14 protein-coding genes are annotated in these 19,927 nt (G+C 71.0%); 11 read left to right on the top strand and 3 right to left on the bottom strand.

What is annotated here, in order from left to right; all coding sequences use genetic code 11:
* Nucleotides 1–49 precede the first annotated feature (49 nt).
* The 8 genes from OG429_RS36585 to OG429_RS36550 all read left to right on the top strand — a co-directional run bounded on the left by OG429_RS36585 (nt 50) and on the right by OG429_RS36550 (nt 11,259).
* A complete protein-coding gene (locus OG429_RS36585) occupies nt 50–1,456 on the top strand; it encodes a chloride channel protein (RefSeq protein WP_328929555.1) in 1,407 nt (468 codons plus the stop codon).
* Between the two features lie 150 nt (nt 1,457–1,606).
* Nucleotides 1,607–3,097: a gluconokinase, GntK/IdnK-type gene (locus OG429_RS36580; protein ID WP_328929554.1), complete on the top strand. Its 1,491-nt coding sequence runs from the start codon at nt 1,607–1,609 to the stop codon at nt 3,095–3,097.
* A gap of 32 nt (nt 3,098–3,129) precedes the next feature.
* Nucleotides 3,130–4,044: a cyclase family protein gene (locus tag OG429_RS36575; RefSeq protein ID WP_328929553.1), complete on the top strand. Its 915-nt coding sequence runs from the start codon at nt 3,130–3,132 to the stop codon at nt 4,042–4,044.
* Between the two features lie 146 nt (nt 4,045–4,190).
* Nucleotides 4,191–5,771, top strand: a complete 1,581-nt coding sequence (locus OG429_RS36570; RefSeq protein ID WP_328929552.1) for a GMC family oxidoreductase — start codon at nt 4,191–4,193, stop codon at nt 5,769–5,771.
* A 211-nt stretch (nt 5,772–5,982) separates the two neighbouring features.
* Nucleotides 5,983–6,777, top strand: a complete 795-nt coding sequence (locus OG429_RS36565; protein WP_328930535.1) for an SDR family oxidoreductase — start codon at nt 5,983–5,985, stop codon at nt 6,775–6,777.
* A gap of 38 nt (nt 6,778–6,815) precedes the next feature.
* Complete coding sequence (locus OG429_RS36560) at nt 6,816–8,300, top strand: cytochrome ubiquinol oxidase subunit I (RefSeq protein ID WP_328929551.1); 1,485 nt, start codon at nt 6,816–6,818, stop codon at nt 8,298–8,300.
* The gene (locus OG429_RS36555; protein WP_328929550.1) at nt 8,300–9,352 is read left to right on the top strand and encodes a cytochrome d ubiquinol oxidase subunit II; all 1,053 of its coding nucleotides are present in this window, start codon (nt 8,300–8,302) and stop codon (nt 9,350–9,352) included. Before OG429_RS36560 ends, OG429_RS36555 begins: the two co-directional genes overlap by 1 nt.
* A 116-nt stretch (nt 9,353–9,468) precedes the next feature.
* Complete coding sequence (locus tag OG429_RS36550) at nt 9,469–11,259, top strand: cation:proton antiporter (protein ID WP_328929549.1); 1,791 nt, start codon at nt 9,469–9,471, stop codon at nt 11,257–11,259.
* Here the strand turns inward: OG429_RS36550 and OG429_RS36545 are convergent.
* Complete coding sequence (locus OG429_RS36545) at nt 11,256–13,103, bottom strand: glycoside hydrolase family 15 protein (protein WP_328929548.1); 1,848 nt, start codon at nt 13,101–13,103, stop codon at nt 11,256–11,258. The two genes, OG429_RS36550 and OG429_RS36545, sit on opposite strands and share 4 nt — an antisense overlap.
* A gap of 232 nt (nt 13,104–13,335) precedes the next feature.
* Between OG429_RS36545 and OG429_RS36540 the strand changes: the two genes are divergently transcribed.
* Both OG429_RS36540 and OG429_RS36535 read left to right on the top strand, forming a co-directional pair.
* Entirely contained in the window at nt 13,336–14,631 is a 1,296-nt protein-coding gene (locus OG429_RS36540; RefSeq protein WP_328929547.1) for a DUF2254 domain-containing protein, read from the top strand.
* 125 nt (nt 14,632–14,756) lie between these two features.
* The gene (locus tag OG429_RS36535; protein WP_328929546.1) at nt 14,757–16,100 is read left to right on the top strand and encodes a hypothetical protein; all 1,344 of its coding nucleotides are present in this window, start codon (nt 14,757–14,759) and stop codon (nt 16,098–16,100) included.
* Nucleotides 16,101–16,144: 44 nt separating this feature from the next.
* On the opposite strand, the gene OG429_RS36530 is transcribed toward OG429_RS36535, so the two are convergent.
* On the bottom strand, nt 16,145–16,912 hold the full coding sequence (locus OG429_RS36530) for an NPP1 family protein (protein WP_328929545.1): 768 nt from the start codon (nt 16,910–16,912) through the stop codon (nt 16,145–16,147).
* Nucleotides 16,913–17,602: 690 nt separating this feature from the next.
* Nucleotides 17,603–18,235: a TetR/AcrR family transcriptional regulator gene (locus OG429_RS36525; RefSeq protein ID WP_328929544.1), complete on the bottom strand. Its 633-nt coding sequence runs from the start codon at nt 18,233–18,235 to the stop codon at nt 17,603–17,605.
* Between the two features lie 63 nt (nt 18,236–18,298).
* On the opposite strand from OG429_RS36525, the gene OG429_RS36520 reads away from it, so the two are divergent.
* Nucleotides 18,299–19,915 carry an FAD-binding oxidoreductase gene (locus OG429_RS36520; RefSeq protein WP_328929543.1) on the top strand — a complete coding sequence of 539 codons (1,617 nt, stop codon included), beginning with the start codon at nt 18,299–18,301 and terminating at the stop codon, nt 19,913–19,915.
* Nucleotides 19,916–19,927: the final 12 nt, after the last annotated feature.

The raw sequence follows: 19,927 nt of genomic DNA, 5'->3' as shown, positions 1-19,927 counted from the left end.
GGCTCCTCGCCTGAAAACGGACGGCCAGAACCGAGACGGGACACATCCCATGACGGCATCGGATCCGCGCCCCTCGGAGCAGCCTGCCGGAGGGGCACAGCCCGAAGAGGCGGACCGGCTGCGTGCGCTGTTGCGCAGTCCCGGTTATCTCAAGGCGCTCGTGTTCTGCGCCCTCATGGGTATTCCGGTGTCGCTGGTGGCGTTCTGGTTCCTCGTCGCCCTCCACCAGCTGGAGCACCTGATGTGGAGTGGTCTGCCGGAGGCTCTGGGGTGGGACGCCCCACCCTGGTGGTGGCCGTTGCCGCTGCTGCTCGTGGCCGGCGTGGCCGTCGGGCTCGTGGTCACCCGTCTGCCCGGCGCCGGGGGCCACATCCCCGCCGGGGGACTGCACACGGGCGGTCTGTCGGCGAAAGCCCTGCCCAGTGTGATCCTCGCCGCCATGATCAGCCTTCCCCTCGGCGCCACGCTCGGCCCGGAGGCCCCGTTGATCGCCCTCGGTGGCGGCTTGGCGCTGCTCTTCAGGGATCTGGCGCGGGTGCCGGCGACCGCCCAGAGCACGGCACTCCTGGGCGCGGCCGGGGCAGCAGCGGCGGTCGCGGTGATCTTCGGGAGCCCGCTGATCGCGGGGGTGCTGCTCATCGAAGTGGCCGGGGTGGGCGGGCCACAGCTGTTCGCGGTCATGCTGCCCGCGCTGCTGTCGAGCGGGGTGGGCTCGCTCGTGTTCACCGGCTTCGGCCGCTGGACCGGTCTCGATGCGCCCAGCCTCTCCGTGAAGGTGGGCGTGCCGGTTCCGCACATCGATGCCGGGGACGTGCTCTGGGCGGTCCCGATGGCAGTGGCCATCGGCGCCCTCCTGCATCTGATCATGCGAGGAGGGCGACTGACCGCGCGGTTCGTCGCGAAGCGCACCGTCGCCCGTACGACCCTGTGCGCCCTGGCAGCGGGCGTCTGCTCCGCCGTGTACGCACTCACCACCGGCCTGTCGCCCGCTGACGTGTCGTCCTCCGGCCAGGGGACGCTGAGCCGGATGGCCGCCGATCCGCATGCCTGGGGGGTCGGGGCCCTGATCGCGGTGGTGCTCTGCACGGGCGCCGCCTACGCCCTGTGCCTGGGCAGCCTGCGGGGCGGCCCCGTGTTCCCGTCGCTGTTCCTGGGCTGTGCGATCGGTGTGCTGCTCGCGCCCCTGCCGGGGCTGGGGGTCGTACCGGGAATGGCCGCGGGCATGGCGGCCGCGACGACCAGTGCCTTGCGGCTACCGGTCAGCAGCATCGTGCTCGTCGTCGTGGTGCTCGGCAGCGTCGCCATGACACCCGTGGTGATGCTGGCGGCCGTCGTGTCCTTCGTGACGACCCAGTTGCTGCCACCCGGGCCCGTCATTCCACCCGTGGGCAAATCCGCGGAACCGCCGGCCGCCCATGCCCCCGCCCCCGCCCCCGGCGCGTCCGGCTCCGCCTGAGGCCACCGCCGTACCCCCGTTTCGCCCCATCTCCGTCGCACGGTCGCCGAGGTGCGCCGCGGACGGCGCGCGCCGAGAGTGGAAGTACCCGGCCGGAACCGGACGGGCCGGTCGTACCGCACCGTCACCGCACCGCACCGAGGAGGCCGTATGGCACGCCACCACGTGCCCGCAGCCGTGGTGCTCGTGACGGGCGTGGCGGGGTCGGGGAAGTCCACGGTGGTGCGGCTGATGGCCGACCGGCTCGGCTGGGCGCAGGAGGACGCCGACGACTTCCACTCTCCGGCGAACCGGGCCAAGATGGCGGCCGGCGAACCCCTGACCGACGAGGACAGACGCCCGTGGCTGGCCGACGTCGAGGCATGGATCGACCGGCGGATCGCAGCGCGGGAACCCGCTGTCGTCGCCGTATCCGCCCTCAAACGGTCCTATCGGGACCAACTGGCCCAGGGACGGCCCGAAGTACGTCTGGTCTATCTGCACGGTTCACGGCAGCTCATCCGCTCCCGGCTGATGTCCCGGCACGGCCACTTCTTCCCCGCACGGCTGCTGGACAGCCAGTTCGCCGACCTCCAGGAGCCGGAGCCCGACGAGCACGCCTGCATGGTGGACATCGACCAGCCCCCGGAGGCCGTCGTCGATGCCGCCATCGCCCTGCTCGACGCCGGCGCCCGCACGGCGCCCTCCCCCACCGCACCGACCGAGGAGCCGCACATGCCCCCCACCGCATCGGGAGAACAGTGGCGGCTGCGTCACGCCGCCCACGAGGCGGTGGTGGTCGAGCTGGGCGGCGCGCTGCGCCACTACGAGGTGGGCGGGCGGGCCCTGCTCGACGGGTTCGCCGCCGACGAGCGGATCACCGGCGGACGGGGGCAGCTTCTCGTGCCCTGGCCGAACCGGGTGGCAGGCGGGCAGTACCACTTCGGTGGCGAGGACCTGCAACTCCCGCTGACCGAACCGGAGAACGACAACGCGATCCACGGGCTCCTGAGGTGGGTACCGTGGCGGCTGCTCGGCCGCAGCGACGACGCGGTCACGGTGGGCACCACCCTCTTCCCGCAGCCCGGATACCCGTACCAGCTGGAGGTCCACGCCGAGTACCGGCTGGGCCCGGAGGGGCTTGAGACCACTGTCACCGCCACCAACGCGGGGGACGCCGCCGCGCCCTACGGCGTGGGCCAGCACCCCTATCTGACCGTGGGCACCGGCCTGGTGGACACCGCGCTGCTGACCGTGCCGGCCCGCTCCCGGCTCGTCACCGACGAACACGGCCTGCCGACCGGCGAGGAACCGGTCGAGGGCACGGCGTACGACTTCCGCACCGCCCGGCCCATCGGCGAGGAGCGACTGGACACCGCGTACACGGGTCTCGACCACGACCCCGCAGGCCACTGCGCGGTCCGGCTGGCGCACCCTTCGGGGAGGTACGGCATCGACGTACGGCTCATCGAGGGCGTCCGGTACGTGCAGGTGTACACCGGGGACACGCTGCCGGAGCCCGGGCGGCGCCGGCGCGGTGTCGCCATCGAGCCGATGTCGTGCCCGGCCGACGCGTTGCGCAGCGGCACGGGGCTCACCGTCCTGGAACCGGGCGGCAGCCACGTGTTCCGCTGGGGCCTGGTTCCGTGGGGGGCCTGGTGACCGCGGCGGCCGGGCCGTCGACGCCGCGGCCCATGACCGGTGACGCCTTTCGCGCGTTGTACGAGGAGCTGCGCGGCATGTGCCCGCGCGCCCCCGACGACCGCCGCGGCACACTCGGCCACCTGACGCCCGAGCGCGTGGTGGCCGCCACCGCCGAGGTCCGCTCCGGACTCACGGTGTCCCTCGCCGCGCCCATCGAAACCCTGTCCGGCCCGGACAATCCCGAACCCGCACGTCACAGGATGATCGCGCCGTCCGCCGGTGAGGCCGTCGCCGACGGGTTGCACTTCGCGCGCGACCGGTTCTCGATGAACGTGCACGGGGACGCGGACAGTCATCTCGACGCGCTGTGCCACGTGCTGTTCGACGGGGAGCTCTACAACGGCGTGCCGGCGAGCAGTGTGACGCCCGAGGGCGCCGGCGCGCTCTCCGTCGAAACCGTCCGGAACGGCATCGTCGGCCGTGGCGTGCTCCTGGACGTTCCGCGGCTGCGGGGCGTGCCCTGGCTGGAGCCCGGGGATCACGTGACCGCTGACGATCTGACCGCGGCGGAGGCGGCCCAAGGCGTCCGGGTCGGCCCGGGAGACATGCTCTTCGTACGAGTGGGGCATCGCCTGCGGCGCCTGGAGCACGGGGCGTGGGACGCGGAGCGGGCCCGGGCCGGACTTCATCCCACGGCCGTGCGGTTCCTGGCCGAGCGGCAGGTCGCCGTGCTGGGCGCGGACGGCAACCACGACACCGCCCCGAGCGCGGTGGCCGGGATCGGCTTTCCCGTGCACGTACTGGCGATGCACGCCATGGGACTGCACCTGATGGACTACCTGCAGTTCGAGGACTTGACCGAGGCGTGCACACGCGCGGGCCGGTGGTCCTTCCTGTGCGCGGTCGCGCCGCTGCGGCTTCCGTCGGCCACCGGCTCGCCCGTGAACCCGATCGCCGTTCTGTGACGGCCGCGTGCGGGGCCCCGTCCGGTCGCCACGCACGGCAAGGGGGGATACGTTCGAAGAGGTGGGGTGGCTGCCGTGTCCCGGCAGAGCGCAGAGAGAGGGCCCGGTAACAGGGCGGGCCCACGAGCGCAAGGAGTGTGGTCGCCGTGGGCGACTCCCCGCACTACGACGTCGTCATCATCGGTACCGGCGCCGGCGGCGGTACGCTCGCCCACCGGCTCGCTCCGTCCGGCAAACGCGTACTCATCCTCGAACGCGGCGACTACCTCCCCCGCGAGCGGGACAACTGGGACTCCACCGCCGTGTTCGTGAAGGGCAAGTACCGTGCCCCGGAGTTCTGGCTGGACAAGCACGGCGACGAGTTCCCGCCCGAGGTCAACTACTACGTCGGGGGAAACACCAAGTTCTACGGCGCCGCCCTCTTCCGGCTGCGGCCCGAGGACTTCGGGGAGCTCCGCCACCACGACGGGCTGTCGCCCGCCTGGCCGATCAGGTACGAGGACCTGGAGCCCTACTACACCGAGGCCGAGCACCTCTACAAGGTCCACGGACGGCACGGAGAGGACCCGTGGGAAGGGCCGTACAGCGACCAGTACGCCTACCCGCCGGTCGAACACGAGCCGCGCATCCAGCAACTGAGCGACGACCTGGAGAAGCGCGGCCTGCACCCGTTCCACCTGCCCATCGGCGTCGACCTGCGACAGGACGAGAACGGGCGGGCGACCCGCTCCAGCGTCTGCATCCGCTGCGACCGCGTGGACGGCTTCCCCTGCCTGGTACGCGGTAAGTCGGACGCCCAGGTGATCTGCGTGGAGCCCGCGCTGCGGCACCCGAACGTAGAAATGATCACCAACGCCCGGGTGGTCCGGCTGGAGACCGACCCGGCCGGACGGAGCGTCAGCACGGTCGTGACCCGGGGCGAGGACGGGGTGGAGGCCTCCTACTCCGCGGACATCGTGGTCGTCGCCTGCGGGGCGGTCAACTCGGCGGTGCTCCTTCTGGCCTCGGCCAACGACCGCCACCCCCGCGGGCTGGCGAACAGCTCCGACGTGGTCGGCCGCCACTACATGCGTCACAACAACCTCGCCCTGATGGCCATTTCGAAGGAACCCAACGACACCAAGTTCCAGAAGACCCTGGCCCTGCACGACTGGTACCTCGGCGCCGACGACTGGGAGTACCCGCTGGGCGGCATCCAGATGCTCGGCAAGTCGGACGCCGACCAGATCCACGGCGAGGCGCCCCGCTGGGCGGGCAAGGTGACCCCCGACATGCCCTTCGAGGTCATGGCCCACCACGCGGTCGACTTCTGGCTGTGCGGCGAGGACCTTCCCCTCCCCGACAACCGGGTCACGGTCGACGGCGACGGCACCATCCGTCTCGTGCTCGACGAGAAGAACAACATCGCGGGGCTGAAACGCCTGCGGCACAAGCTCCAGGGCATGCTCGGCCATCTGGGGATGCAGGAGCACCATCTCCTGTCGCGCAGCCTCTACCTCCACAAGGGCATGCCGATCGGCGCCACGGCCCACCAGGCCGGCACCGTCCGGTTCGGCGACGACCCGGCCACATCCGCACTGGACGTGGACTGCAAGGCCCACGATCTCGACAACCTGTACGTGGTCGACACGAGCTTCTTCCCGAGCATCGGCGCGGTCAATCCGTCCCTCACTGCGATCGCGAACGCCCTGCGCGTGGGCGACCACCTCGTGGAACGGCTGAGCTGACCGCGGAGCTTGCTCCGACCGGGGGTTGGTGCTCGGCCGCGTGGCCCAAGAGCACCCCGCCCGGGCTGCCGATCCGCGAAGAGGGTGCTTCCGTGGCGTTCGGAGCCTGTCGGGCCGCGGTCCGGCGGACCGGATCCGGACCGGGCAGTCGAGGAGGCAGTCGATCGTGAGTTCCACCGAGGGCGTACCGCAGGACGTGTTCCCCGCTCACCTGCTCAAGGGCCAGAAAGCGCTGGTCACCGGCGCCAACAGCGGAATCGGCAAGGCGACGGCCATCGGCCTGGGCCGAGCCGGCGCCGACGTGGTCGTGAACTACGTGGCCGGCAAGGAAGAGGCCGAGAAGGTGGTCGAGGAGATCGCCTCGTTCGGCGTGCGCGCCGCCGCGTACGAGGCGGACGTGTCCCAGGAGGACCAGGTCGTGGCCATGATGGACCGGATGGTCCAGGAATTCGGCACGATCGACATCCTGGTCGCCAACGCCGGGCTGCAGCGCGACGCCGCGTTCGAGGAGATGACGCTCGCCCAGTGGCAGAAGGTGCTGGACGTCAACCTCACGGGCCAGTTCCTCTGCGCGCGGGAGGCGACGAAGGAGTTCCTGCGGCGCGGCGTCGTCCCTGAGGTGTCCCGGGCGGCCGGAAAGATCATCTGCATGAGTTCCGTCCACCAGATCATTCCCTGGGCGGGTCACGCCAACTACGCCTCCTCCAAGGGGGGCGTGCACATGCTGATGACGACCCTGGCCCAGGAACTCGCGCCCAAGAAGATCCGCGTGAACGCGATCGCTCCGGGAGCCATCAAGACTCCGATCAACCGCGACGCGTGGGAGACGGAGGCGGCGCGCGAGGATCTGCTCCGGCTGATCCCCTACGTGCGCATCGGCGACCCCGAGGACATCGCCCACGCGGCGGTGGCCCTCGCCTCCGACCTCATGGACTACGTCGTGGGCACCACGCTCTACGTGGACGGCGGGATGACCCTCTTCCCCGGTTTCGCCACCGGCGGCTGACCCCCGCCCACCAGTCATCCCGAGCGGCAAAGGAACGTATGCACACCACGGTCCACCTGCTGGCGGCAGACGCCCCCGCCCAAATGCTCCCGGCCAGGGAACTCATGGCGTTCACCCTCGCCTCCCACATCCTCCTGGTGCCGATGGGAGTGGCACTGCCGCTCATCACCCTCGTCATGCACTACCGCGGCCTGCGCCGGAACGACGCCACAGCCCTGCTGCTGGCCCGGCGCTGGTCGGCCGTGATGGCGGTGCAGTTCGCGATCGGCGTCGTCACCGGCACCGTACTGTCGTTCGAGTTCGGCCTGCTCTGGCCGGGACTGATGGGCCGGTGGGGCGATGTCTTCGGCGTCGGGTTCGGCGTCGAGGCCTGGGCGTTCTTCCTCGAAGCGGTGCTCATCGCCATCTACCTGTACGGCTGGCGCAGGCTCAAGCCACGCACCCACTTCCTGCTCGGGCTGCCGCTGCCGGCCACCGCGCTGCTCGGGGCCTTCGGCATCCTGGCCGCCAACTCGTGGATGAACACCCCACAGGGCTTCTCGCTCGACTCCGAGGGCAACCCGGTCGACGTGGACGTCTGGAAGGCCATCTTCACCCCGATGTTCGGGCCCCAGTACTGGCACTTCGTGATGGCGATGCTGGTGACGGCGGGCTACGTCGTGGCAGGCGTCTACGCCGTCGGATGGCTGCGCGGCCGCCGGGACCGCTACCACAGGCTCGGCTTCACGGTCCCCTTCACCATTGCCGCGGTGGCCACTCCGGTGCAGTTCATGCTGGGCGACTCGATCGCCCGGCAGGTGTTCCACAAGCAGCCGGTGAAGTTCGCGGCGATGGAGATCGTCTGGAACACCGACACCCACGTTCCGGAGTACCTCTTCGGCCGGCTCCACCCGGACGGGTCGGTATCCGGCGGCATCAAGATCCCCCAGCTCGACTCCATCCTGGCCGGTTTCAAACCGGACACCCAGGTGACCGGGCTGACCTCCGTACCGGCGAGCGACCGGCCGAACGCCACGCAGGCCACGATCGCGCACTGGGCCTTCGACGTCATGGTCGTCATCGGCTCCCTGCTGGTGCTCCTCGCCCTCTGGTACGGCCTGATCTGGCTGCGCCACCGCCGGTTGCCCCGCTCCAAGTGGTTCTACCTCAGTGCTGCCTGCGCCGGCGCCGCCTCCCTCGTCGCCGTCGAATGCGGCTGGATCACGACCGAGGTGGGCCGCCAGCCTTGGATCGTCTACCAGAACATGCGCGTCGCCGAGGCCGTGACCTCGACCCGCTCCTCCACCCTCTGGATCATGTTCGGCCTGGTGATCGTCGTGTACGTGTTCGTCTTCGGGTCGTTCGTCGCCATCCTGCTGAAGATGCGTGACCGCTGGCGCCTGGCCGACGAACAGGCAGGTGGGCAGCACGTCGAGACACCGGAGTCGGTCACCCCCTACGGTCCGCGACCTCCGGTCCCGGCCGGCGACGCCCGGTCCTCGGAAGACGGCGGCTCCAGCGGCTCCGGGGGCGATGGAGCGTGATGGCCGACTTCGTCGCTTTCGTGATGCTGCTCGCCGTGACCGCCTACGCCTGCGCCGGCGGGACCGACTACGGGGCGGGCTTCTGGGACCTGACGGCCGGCGGAGCCGAGCGCGGCAAGCGCCCCCGATGGCTGATCGACCACGCCATGGCTCCCGTGTGGGAGGTCAACAACGTCTGGCTGATCTTCGTCCTCGTCCTCATGTGGACCGGGTTCCCCGTGATGTTCCAGACCGTGTTCACCGCGATGTGGCTCCCCCTGGCGCTGGCGGTCCTGGGCACGGTCCTGCGCGGCGCCGGATTCGCCCTGCGCAAACCCTCCCGCCGGCTGGCCCGCCGGCGCCTCTACGGCGCCGTGTTCGCCGTCGCCTCCCTGCTCACCCCGTTCTTCCTCGGGGCGGCCGTCGGCGGCATCGCCTCCGGCCGGGTCGCGCCCGGTACCAAGGCCTCGGCGGACGCGTGGGCCAACCCCACGTCCCTCCTGTTCGGGCTGCTCACCGTCGCCGCGACCGCGCTCCTCGGCGCCGTGTTCCTGACCGCCGACGCCGTACGCTTCGACGCACCCGACCTCGTCGGCTACTTCCGGCTCCGCGCCCTCATCGGTCTCGTCGCGGTCGCCCTGACGGCCGTGGGCGTGCTCCTCGTCACCCACGGCGACGCCCCCTACGTCTGGCACGGGCTCACCCACGGTGCGGGGCTCGCCCTCGTGATCGTGTCCGCGGTGTTCTTCGCCGCCACGGCGCTGTTCGTGCTGCGGGGCGAGGTCCACCGGGCCCGTTTCAGCGCCGTCGGCATCGTCGGCGCGGCCATCTTCGCCTGGGGGTTCGCCCAGCGCCCTTACCTCATCCCCACGTCCCTGACCATCGCGGACGCCGCGGGCGATTCCCAGACGCTGGCCTGGCTCCTGGTGGTCAGCCTCGTCGCGCTGCTGCTCGTCGCCCCGGCCGTCTTCTTCCTCTACTGGATGGACACCCACGGCGAGCTGGAAGCCCTCACCGAGTCCGACCTGCGCCGGACCCGGACCTCGCGGGGCGACGCGGCCGACGGCGACTGACCTCGCGGGGCCACACCGGCCCGGTGGCCGCGGCCCTGTGCACCCGATCGGGGCCGGCGGCCTCCGGAACCCTGTCGAGCCCCCATCACGCCCGTGCAGCGAGGAAGGAAGCCGCTGTGAGCGAGAACGACATCCTCCTCGGCATCGCCCTGATCGTGGCCCTGGCCACCACCTGCCAGATCCTCGCGAGCAAACTGCGCGTCCCCTCGCTGATCCTGCTTCTGCCGGCCGGTTTCATCGCGGGCGCCCTGACCGACATCATCCATCCGGACCAGCTGATCGGGGAGTCGTTCTCCGCTCTGGTGTCCTTGTCCGTGGCAGTGATCCTCTACGACGCCGGACTCGGCCTCGACCTGCGCAACCTCACCGGCCACACCCGCACGATCGTGGGCAGGCTGCTGCTCTTCGGAGTGACCTTCACCTTCCTGGCCGTCGGGGCCGTCGGCCCGGCCCTGTTCAGCATGTCGCTGCGGGTGGCCGCGATGGTGGGCATGATCCTCGTCGTGTCCGGGCCCACGGTCGTGGGGCCCCTGCTCCAGTACGTGCGGCCGACCGACAAGGTGCGACGCCTGCTGATCTGGGAAGGGACGCTGACCGACCCGATCGGCGCCATCCTCGGGGCCATCGTCTTCCACGCCGTCGCGACGACGCACCAGATCGACATCGGTCGCGGGTACCAGATCGGCCAGTTCCTCATCAGCATGGCCGTCGGCCTCGTCGGCGGATCCGTGGGGGTCGCGCTGCTCTGGCTGACCCTGCGCGTGCTCCGGCTCGGCGAAGCGCTCGGAACGCTGGCGCAACTGGCCACGGTGATCGCAGTGTCGGCAGGATGCGACATCGTCCGCGACGACACCGGGCTCATCGCCGCGATCGTCACCGGTATGGCCGCGGCCAACATCCGGGGCTTCGACATGCCCGCTCGCCGGCCCTTCTTCGAGACACTGGTCCAGCTGATCATCGGGCTGCTGTTCATCTCCATCTCGTCCAGCGTCACCCCGGCCTCCCTGACACCCGTGCTCCTTCCCACGCTCGTCCTCGTCGCGTTCCTCGTCCTCATCGTGAGGCCGCTCGTGGCCTTCACCGCCACCACGGGCAAGGACATGAGCGTGGGGGAACGGGCGTTCGCGGGATGGATGGCCCCGCGCGGCATCGTCGCGGCCTCCACCGCGGCGGCCTTCTCCGCGAGCCTCGTCGAACTGGGGCTGCGCGGCGCTTCCAAGATCCTTCCCATCACCTTCCTGGTGATCGTCTCGACGGTCGTGCTGTACGCACTGACCGCAGGCCCCGTGGCCCGGCGGCTCGGCGTCGCCACGCCGAACCTCACGCGGCCCCTCCTGGTGGGCGGCGCTCCGTGGGCGATCGCACTCGGAAGGGCCCTGCGGTCCGCGGGGCTCGACGTGCAGATGTGGGCGGGCGCGGACGAGGAGCGCGCACGGATCAAGGACGCCGGGATCACACTGGCCAGAGGGGACCTGCTGGCGACGGCCACCAACCCCAGGGCGCGGCTGGAGGGGGTCAACGCCGTCTTCCTGCTCACCGATGACGACGACTTCAACGCGCTCGCCTCGGTGCTGGTCGAGGACAACGTCGAGGGCCCCGTCTACCGTGTGGGACCGCCCCATGAGAGCCATGGTGTCGTCGCGCCGTACACGGGCGGCGCCGTCCTCTTCGGCGGTTCGCTCGTCCGTCACGTCCTGGCGGCACGGTACGAGCAGGGCGCGCGGTTCCTGGTACAGCCGGCCTCCGATCCACTCCCGCCAGGACACGAAACGCTGTTCGTGGTACGTGCCGACGGCCGACTGGAGCCGGTCGACGAGAGCCAGGCCGTCATCCCGGAAGAGGGCGACCTCGTCGTGCTGCTCGGCCCCGTGCCACTGGGGCGGCAGCACCTTCCCGAGGACTCCTAGCCGCCGCCCTGCCGCATGCGGTTGAGGGTCTCATCGAGGGTGATGGCCGCATCGATGAGCGCCAGGTGGGTGAACGCCTGGGGAAAGTTGCCGAGCTGCCGGCCCGTCAGGGCGATCTCCTCGGAGAACAGACCCAGGTGATTGGCGTACGTCATCATCTTCTCGAGCACGAGCCTGGCCTGATCGGCCCGCCCGGCCCGTGCCAGGGCGTCGACGTACATGAAGGTGCACAGGGAGAACGTTCCTTCGGAGCCGCGCAGACCGTCGGGCGAGGCCTCGGGGTTGTAGCGGTAGACCAGGCTGTCGGTGACCAGCTCCCGGTCCATCGCGTCCAGGGTGGTCGTCCACATCGGGTCGTCGGGCGTGATGAAACCCACCGTCGGCATCCGCAGCAGCGACGAGTCGAGCACGTCGCTGCCGTAGTGCTGGACGAATGCCTTGCGCGTCGGGTCCCAGCCCTTGGCCAGGACCTGCTCGTAGATGTTGTCGCGCTCGGCGGCCCAGCGGCCGCTCTCGGCAGGCCGACCGTGGGCGACCGCCAGCCGCAGCGCGCGGTCGAAGGCGACCCAGGACATGACGCGGCCGTAGGTGAAGTGCTTGCGCCCACCGCGGGTCTCCCACAGTCCCTCACCGGCCTGGTCCCAGTGGTCCACGAGCCAGTCGAGCAGCGTGCGCAGCGATGTCCAGCCCTGGATGTCCAGGTGGATGCCGTGCTGGTGGGCGAAGGAGATGCTGTCGAGTGCCTCGCCGTAGATGTCCAGCTGCAACTGGGTCGCCGCGCCGTTGCCTACGCGCACCGGGGCGGATCCCTGGTACCCCTCCCAGTGTTCCAGGGTCTCCTCGTAGAGGTCGGAGGAACCGTCCACCCGGTACATGATGTTCAGCGGTCCCGTGTCGGTGTCGCTGCCGGCCTTCTCCTTCACCCGGTCGCTCAGCCAGCCGATGAAGGCCCTCGCCTCCTCCGTGAACCCCAGCCCCAGCAGGGCGTACACGGAGAAGGACGCGTCACGGATCCAGGTGAAGCGGTAGTCCCAGTTGCGCTCGCCGCCCAGCTGCTCCGGCAGGCCCGCCGTGGGGGCCGCGACCAGGGCGCCGGTGGGTGCGTACGTCATCAACTTCAGCGTCACGGCGGAGCGCTCCACCGTCTCGCGCCATCGGCCCGTGTACCGGGACTGGCGGAGCCACGACCGCCAGTACTGCCTGGTGTCGTCGAAGAGCTCCTGGAACTCGGCGACGCGGATCTCGCGCGGCGGCCCTTCCGCGGCCGACTCGATGACCAGGCCCCGCTGCTGTCCCGCCTCCAGCGCGAGCGAGACGCGCAGGTCGTGCTCGCCGGTGAGCCTGTGCACCACCCGTTCGTCCTCCGGCTCCCGCACCACGCTGAGGGTGAGTTCCAGATCGTCCGAGGCGAACACCGCTCCGTTCTCGGTGACGTGCAGCGTGTGGGGCGCCCGCCCGTAGTCGAACCGTGGGGCGATGTCGATCTGGAAGGTCATGCTGCCGCGTACGCACCGGAGCATACGGACCAGGCGATGGCGGTCCGTGGCCGTTCCTCCGGTCACCGGCATGAAGTCGACCACCTCGCCGGCACCGGACTCGGTCATGTACCGCGTCACGAGGATCGCCGTGTCCGGCAGGTACAACTGCTTCGTGGTGTACGTCTCTTCCGTCGGTCTGACCGAGAAATGCCCGCCCTTCTCCCAGTCGAGAAGAGCCCCGAACACGCTGGGGGAATCGAAACGCGGGCAGCAGAACCAGTCGATCGTTCCGTCCGTGGTCACCAATGCCGCGGTCTGCAGATCACCGATCAGGCCGTGATCTTCGATCAGCGGGTAGTCAGCCATGGGAGAACCCCTTCCGACGCCACCCAGTCAGCTTAAGCACGGAATACCGGGCCAGCCCGCCGAGCGGGCTGCACCTGCACCCCCCGGGAAACGGCTCTAGCATGGAACGGCACGAACGGGATGTTCAGGCCGCATCGCACCGCCGGATCCGGAGGCTGCCCGTGCCGTCGACCCTTGCACCGGCTCCCGAAACCTCCGGCGGTCCGCGGTGGGGACCGCACGGGAGCGGACGATGATGTCCTGGGCGGCGCGCTTCCGGTTGAGGCAGTACGCCAAGGCGAGCCTGTGGATCATCCCGCTGATCGGACTCGTCCTGGGCGCGTTGCTCGCCGAGTGGCTCGCAGACGTGGAGCCGGCGGGCTGGGTGCCGGACAACTGGCAGTACTCCGCGACGACCGCGAGCAATGTGCTCAGCTCGGTCGTCGGATCCATGGTCGCGCTGCTGGGGTTCGTCGTGACCATCGGTGTGCTCGTCGTCCAGCAGGCCACGGGAACGCTGTCCCCGCGCTACATGCGCCTCTGGTACCGCGACCGGCTGCAGAAACTCGTGCTGGCCACGTTCACCGGCACGTTCGCGTACGCCTTCTCCCTGCTGCGCAAGATCGAGTCGGACAACGTACCCGACCTCGGGGTGACCCTGTCCGGTGTGGCCGTCTCCGTCAGCCTCGTACTGCTGCTGATCTACCTCAACCGGTTCACCCACAACCTCCGGCCCGTGGCCATCGCCGACCTGGTGGGGCGCTTGGGCGGGAAAGTGCTCGTCCGCGCGACGGAACGCATCCATGGCGCCGAAGCACGCGACGGGTCTCCCCTGCCGCCGACCGGTCCGGTGACCCGCATCCGGTCCGAGCGGGGCGGAGTCATCCAGGCGTTCGACGCGACGGGGATGATCGCCGCCGCCGTCCGCCTCGACTGCGTCCTCGTACTGGCCCACCAGGTCGGCGACTTCGTGCCGCCCGGCACCACCCTCGTCGAGGCCCACGGCTCCGCGCGGACGCCCGACCCGCGGCAGGTGACCGGGCTCGTCGCCCTCGGGACCGAACGCACCATCGAGCAGGACCCCGCCTTCGCCCTGCGCATCCTCGTCGACATCGCCATCCGCGCCCTGTCGCCCGCCGTGAACGACCCGACGACCGCCGTGCAGGTGCTCAACCACATCGACACGTTCCTGCACGCCGTCGGCCGGGCCGGGCTCCGGAGCCGGTACGTGCTCGCCGACGGCCAGGGCCGGCCGCGGCTGGTGGTGCCGGGCCGCGGCTGGGAGGACTACCTCCAGCTCGGCGTCACCGAGATCCGCGAGTACGGAGCCACGTCCTTCCAGGTGTGCAGGCGGCTGCGCGCACTGCTGGAGGACCTGCTGGAGACCCAGCCGGCCGAACGTCTGCCGGCGGTACGGGCGGAACTCGTCCTCCTCGACGAAGCCGTCCAGCGGTCGTTCACCGACCCCGCCCGCCGCGCGAGCGCGCGGACGGCCGACCGGCAGGGCATCGGCGGTGCGCGGCGTCCTCGGAGCGAGCCCTCCCCCTGAGCCGTCCGCCCGTCCACTCACCTGCTCGCCCACTCGTTCACCCACTCGGACGCGGTTCACTCGCGTCCGCCCGCCCGGCGCGGTCCCCTGCAAGGTGAACCCCCATCGCCGGGAAAGGACGCGCCATGACGGACGAAGGTGCAACGGGACGCCCTGGCGCGGACCCCGAGCGCGCTGAACTCGAACACCTGCGCTCCCGGGTGGCGGCACTGGAGGCGGCGAAGGCGGCCCGGGAGCCCCATCACCGGTGGAAGTCCTTCTTCGCCGCCGTGCTCATCATCATCGGCTGTGTCCTCGCCCCGCTCGCGGCCGTCGCGGCATGGGCGTCGAGCGAGATCGGCGACACGAACCGGTACGTGCAGACGGTCGCCCCGCTCGCCTCCGACCCGGACATCCAGGCGGCAGCGGCCAACCGGGTCACCAACGCGGTGATGGAGCACATCGATATCCCGGCGCTGCTGGAAGGCGTGGCGCCCACCGACCGGCCGCTTCTGGAGAAGGCACTCGGCAAGCTCGGCAACTCGCTCGAGAGCGCGGTCCGCAGCTTCGTCCACGACAAGGCGCAGGACGTCATCGCCTCCGACACCTTCGCGCGGATCTGGACGGACGCCAACCGTCGCATCCACACCGCGGTGGTGAAGGCCCTCACGGGCAGCGGCGACGCCGCGGTGAAGATCAAGAACGACTCGGTGACCGTCGACCTCGGCCCGGTCGTCGATCAGGTCAAGCAGCGTCTCGTCGACGAAGGCATGACGGTGGCCTCGAAGATCCCCGAGGTGCACACCGATTTCACGGTCCTGCGGTCGGACGACATCGGCAAGGTCAAGACCTACTTCCGCCTCCTGCAGCTCGCCGGCACCTGGCTGCCGGTGCTCTCGGTGCTGCTGGTCGCCGCCGGCGTGCTCCTCTCCCGACACCGCCGCCGCGTTCTCGTGACGGCCGCACTGGCCTTCGCCTTCGCCACGCTCATGCTCGGCGTGGGCCTGACCGTCTTCCGCGTGATGTACCTGAACGGGCTGCCGGACAGCGTCTCGCAGCCCGCGGCGGAGAGCGTCTACGACGCGTTGACGCGCTACCTGCGTACGACGGTCCGGATGACCGTGGTGCTCGGCGTGGTGATCGCGCTGGCCGCCTGGCTGAGCGGCCCCGGCCGCTGGGCCACGCTCGTACGACAGGTGTGGCACTCGGGCATCAGCGCCGTCCGCTCCACGGCGGACCGGGCGGGCATGCGCACCGGCCCGGTCGGCCCGTTCGTCCAGCGCCACCGCGGCTGGATCACCTGGGTCCTGGTCGCCGCGGCCGTGCTGACCTTCGTCCTGTGGAGCTACCCGACGGGCCTGGTCATCCTCGTCATCGCACTGGTGCTCCTCTTCGCGATGGCCGTGGCGGAATTCCTCGCGGAGGACGGGAGCGGCGCGAGCGCCGGGAGCACGGCGCGCGCAGGAGGGCACGAACCGCCGGCACGGTGACGTGAGCCGCCGGCCGCCCACACCGGCAGCCGGTGGCCGTCCGTCTACAGGTACGGGTCGAAGGCGATGCCCGCGGGCTTGGCCTCCGCCAGGTGGGACGCGAAGGCGCCGTCCTTCAGGCCGAAGTGCGCGCTGCCGAAATCGGCCGCGCTGAGCTTGTCCCGCAGTGTCGCCGGGTAGCCCGACCACCCGACGAGCGCGGGGAACTGCCAGGTGCGGCGGTGGTTCTCGGGCGGTTCGTCGTTGGTGTTCGCCGCGCGGAAGCAGTGCGTGCTGATGCCGTCCTTGTGGTAGACGATCTTGGGGTGGGTGCCGTCCCAGCGGATCTGGTCGCGCGTGTGGATGTTGAAGTCGCCGTGGGCGGAGGTCGAGACGTACTTGGCTTCGTTGCCCTGGATCCACACCACCACGTGTTCCCAGTCGTGGCGGTGGCCTCCGAGGCTGCTGCCCGGGAGGGCCTGGTCCTTCTCGAAGTACAGCGCGTACATCACGGCGCACCAGCCGTTGTTGCAGGTCCAGCGGGAGTAGCCGTTGGTGTTGTCGAGGTCCGAGGCGTCCCGGCAGCTGCCGTTGAGGGCGCCGGTGGGTTTGAGCCCGCCGTTCAGGACACCGTTCGAGCCTATGGCGGGTGTCGGGTAGCAGCCGTCGGTGTCGTAGTCGTAGGCCGGCTGGAAGGTCATCTCGATCGCTTCGGCCTGGGCGGGCAGGGCCGGCGGTGGCGCCGCGAAGGCCACTTGGGTAACGCCGACGACCAGCGCGAGGGTGGCGCCGGCGACCACGATGGATCTCCGGATGTGACGGTTCGTCCGCAAAACAGGCCTCCCGGGCCGGTCGGAATCAGGTGGCGGGACGGACCACGACCACCGTCGGCCGACACGCCGGAAGCATCATTCGCGAACCGGGGCGGCACAGCAAGGGTCCGGGCACCCCTTCTTCCTGGCACGGGTGCCCATGAACAGCCTTCGATCGAAAGAGAGTTGACAGAGAGTCAGTGATGAGCGCAGGCCGCGACGCAGCTCGGGCCACGGCTCCTACGGCGCAGGGCCCGGCGCCCGAGGCACGGCGCACGGCGCACGGCACGGGGCAGCTCGTCACGGCCACGTTACGGCGGGCAGGTGCGGCACCGGTCCTGGGCGGGGGCGGACCCGTCGGCCACCGGGGACACCTCGCCGCGCGGCGCGGGAGGCCGAGCGGGGTGTGAGCCGAAGACGGCCTCAGCCGTAGAGGCGGGTCACCGTCTCGCGGTGATCACCAGACGGTGTTCATCAGGATGATGACCAAGAGGTCCAGGAGGATGACGGCGACGACACCGCCGACCATGCACCAGGCTCTGCGTGATTCGTCCATGCGTACGACTCACCTTCCGGCTCGGACGTGCCGCCACGTGCAGGTCCGGCGGCCGCACGAAAGCCCCGCCGGTCTCCGGCCATGATGACCCGGTTCCACGCGGAGCGCTCGCGACCGCGGGGCCGTTTGCCGGGGGGCCGGCGAGGAGCCCGGCTTCAGCCGAAGCGACTGTCCGAGGTGAGGGTGGCGGCGGCCGCGAAGAGGCGGGCGCAGCGCTGCGTCATGGCCTCCGGGGTCTGCTCCGGGTGCTTGACCCACCAGCGGACGAGGGTGGCGACCAGGTCCCGCCAGACGTACTTGAGCGCGTCGGCGTCCAGCGGGTCGGCGGATCCGGCCGCGCGCAGCAGTTCGGCGGTGCCCCCGGCGGCGAGCCGGTCGATGGCCGACCAGTACTCCGCCGCCCGGCGCGCGGCGTCCCCGCCGGGCGGCAGGGTGGTGTCGTACAGCACGAACCACGCCTCCCGCTGCCCCTCCAGGGCGGTGAAGATGCCGCGGAGTACGCGCAGCGGCGTGTGCGGCCCCGTCCCGTCCGGGCTCATCGCGGTACGGATCGCGTCCAGGAGCCGGTCCCCGACAGGGACCAGGCAGGCGATGTACAGCTCCTCCTTGGTGCCGCAGTACTGGTGCAGCAGCGTCTTGGTGACGCCCACGCGCGCGGCGATCGCGGGAAGCGACGCGGCCGCATAGCCACGGATGCCGAACTCCTCCGTGGCGGCGTCCAGCATCTGCTGCCGACGGTGGTGCTTCGGGACTCCCTTGGTGCCGGCTTTCGAAGAAGGGGTTGCCATGAGCGCATATTATCAGTAGGTAATTTACCACTAGGTAAATTATTTGACCTCTGGAGCGCACCCATGGCCGGCACCACCCCGCAGCCGACGTCCCGCACCCGCTCCTGGTGGGGCTGGGGTTGGACGGACGCACATCCCGACGACGACGAATGCGCCGCGATGGGCGCCCTGCTCCCCGGCACGCTCGGCCACCCGCTCCCCGTGCCACGCGTCCGCGACCTGGGCATTGGGAGCCCCGCCGTCGAACCCCCGCGGAGCCTCGACCACCTGGTCACCGCCGATCCCGGGGACCGCGCCGCCCACGCCATGGGAAAGGCGTACCGCGACGTGGTGCGCGCCCTGCGCGGGCGACCCGGCCGCATCCCCGATCTCGTCGCCCGCCCGACGGACGAACGGGGCGTGAGCGACCTGCTGGACTGGGCCGGTGACCGGCAGGTCGCCGTCGTCCCGTACGGAGGGGGTTCCTCGGTCACCGGGGGCGTGGAGTACCGCGGCGACGCCCACCGGGCGGTGATGTCCCTCGACCTGACCGCCATGGGCCGCGTCCTGGAGGTCGACACCGAGGGCCGGGCCGCGCGCATCCAGGCCGGCACCCTCGGGCCGAGCCTGGAGGACCAGCTGCGGCCCCACGGCCTCACCCTGCGGCACTTCCCGCAGAGCTTCGAGTTCTCCACCCTGGGCGGCTGGCTCGCCACCCGCGCCGGCGGCCACTACGCCACCGGCCGCACGCACATCGACGACTTCGTGCAGTCGCTGCGCGTCGTCACCCCGGCCGGTACGAGCAGCTCCTGGCGACTGCCCGCCTCGGGGGCGGGCCCCTCCCCCGACCGCCTGTTCCTGGGCTCCGAGGGGGCCCTCGGCGTCATCACCGAGGCATGGGTCCGCCTGCAGCTACGCCCCCGCCACAAGGCGTCCGCCGCAGTCGCCTTCGCGAACTTCCACGACGCGCTCCGGGCGGTGCGCGCCATCGCGCAGTCCGGCCTCTCCCCCGCCAACTGCCGTCTGCTGGACGCCGGTGAGGCCGCGCTGTCGGGCGCTGCGCGGGACGGCTGCGCCGTGCTGGTCCTGGGGTTCGAGTCGGCGGACGAACCGGTGGCCGCCCGGCTCGAACAGGCCGTCGGCCTGGCCCGCTCGTACGGCGGCCGGTACGACGCGACCACCGGCCCGGACGGGACCTCCGGCGGGGCCCCGGCCGGCGACGCGGCCGTGAGCGCCTGGCGCTCGGCCTTCCTGCGGATGCCGTACCTCCGTGACGGCCTGGCCAGGATGGGCGCCGTCGCGGAGACCTTCGAGACGGCGGCCACCTGGGACCGGATCCCCGGGCTGATCGACGCGGTGCGTACCGAGGTGGGCGAGGCGGCCCTCAAGGCCACCGGACATCCCGCGACCGTCAACTGTCGCCTGACGCACGTGTATCCGGACGGCGCGGCCCCGTACTTCACCGTCCTCGCCGCGGGCCGCGCCGGTGACGAGGTCGCCCTCTGGGACGACCTCAAGGCCGTCGCGAGCGAGGTCCTGCACCGCCACCGGGCCACCATCACCCACCACCACGCCGTCGGCCGGGACCACCGTCCTGGCTACGACCGCCAGCGCCCCGAGCCCTTCGCCCTCGCGCTGCGGGCCGCGAAGGGGGCGCTCGATCCGCGGGGCATCCTCAATCCGGGCGTGCTCGTGGACTGAACGGGGCGGTGC

The organism is Streptomyces sp. NBC_00190 (assembly GCF_036203305.1).
Classification (GTDB): Bacteria; Actinomycetota; Actinomycetes; order Streptomycetales; family Streptomycetaceae; genus Streptomyces.
This window is presented reverse-complemented; position numbering and strand designations above follow the sequence as displayed.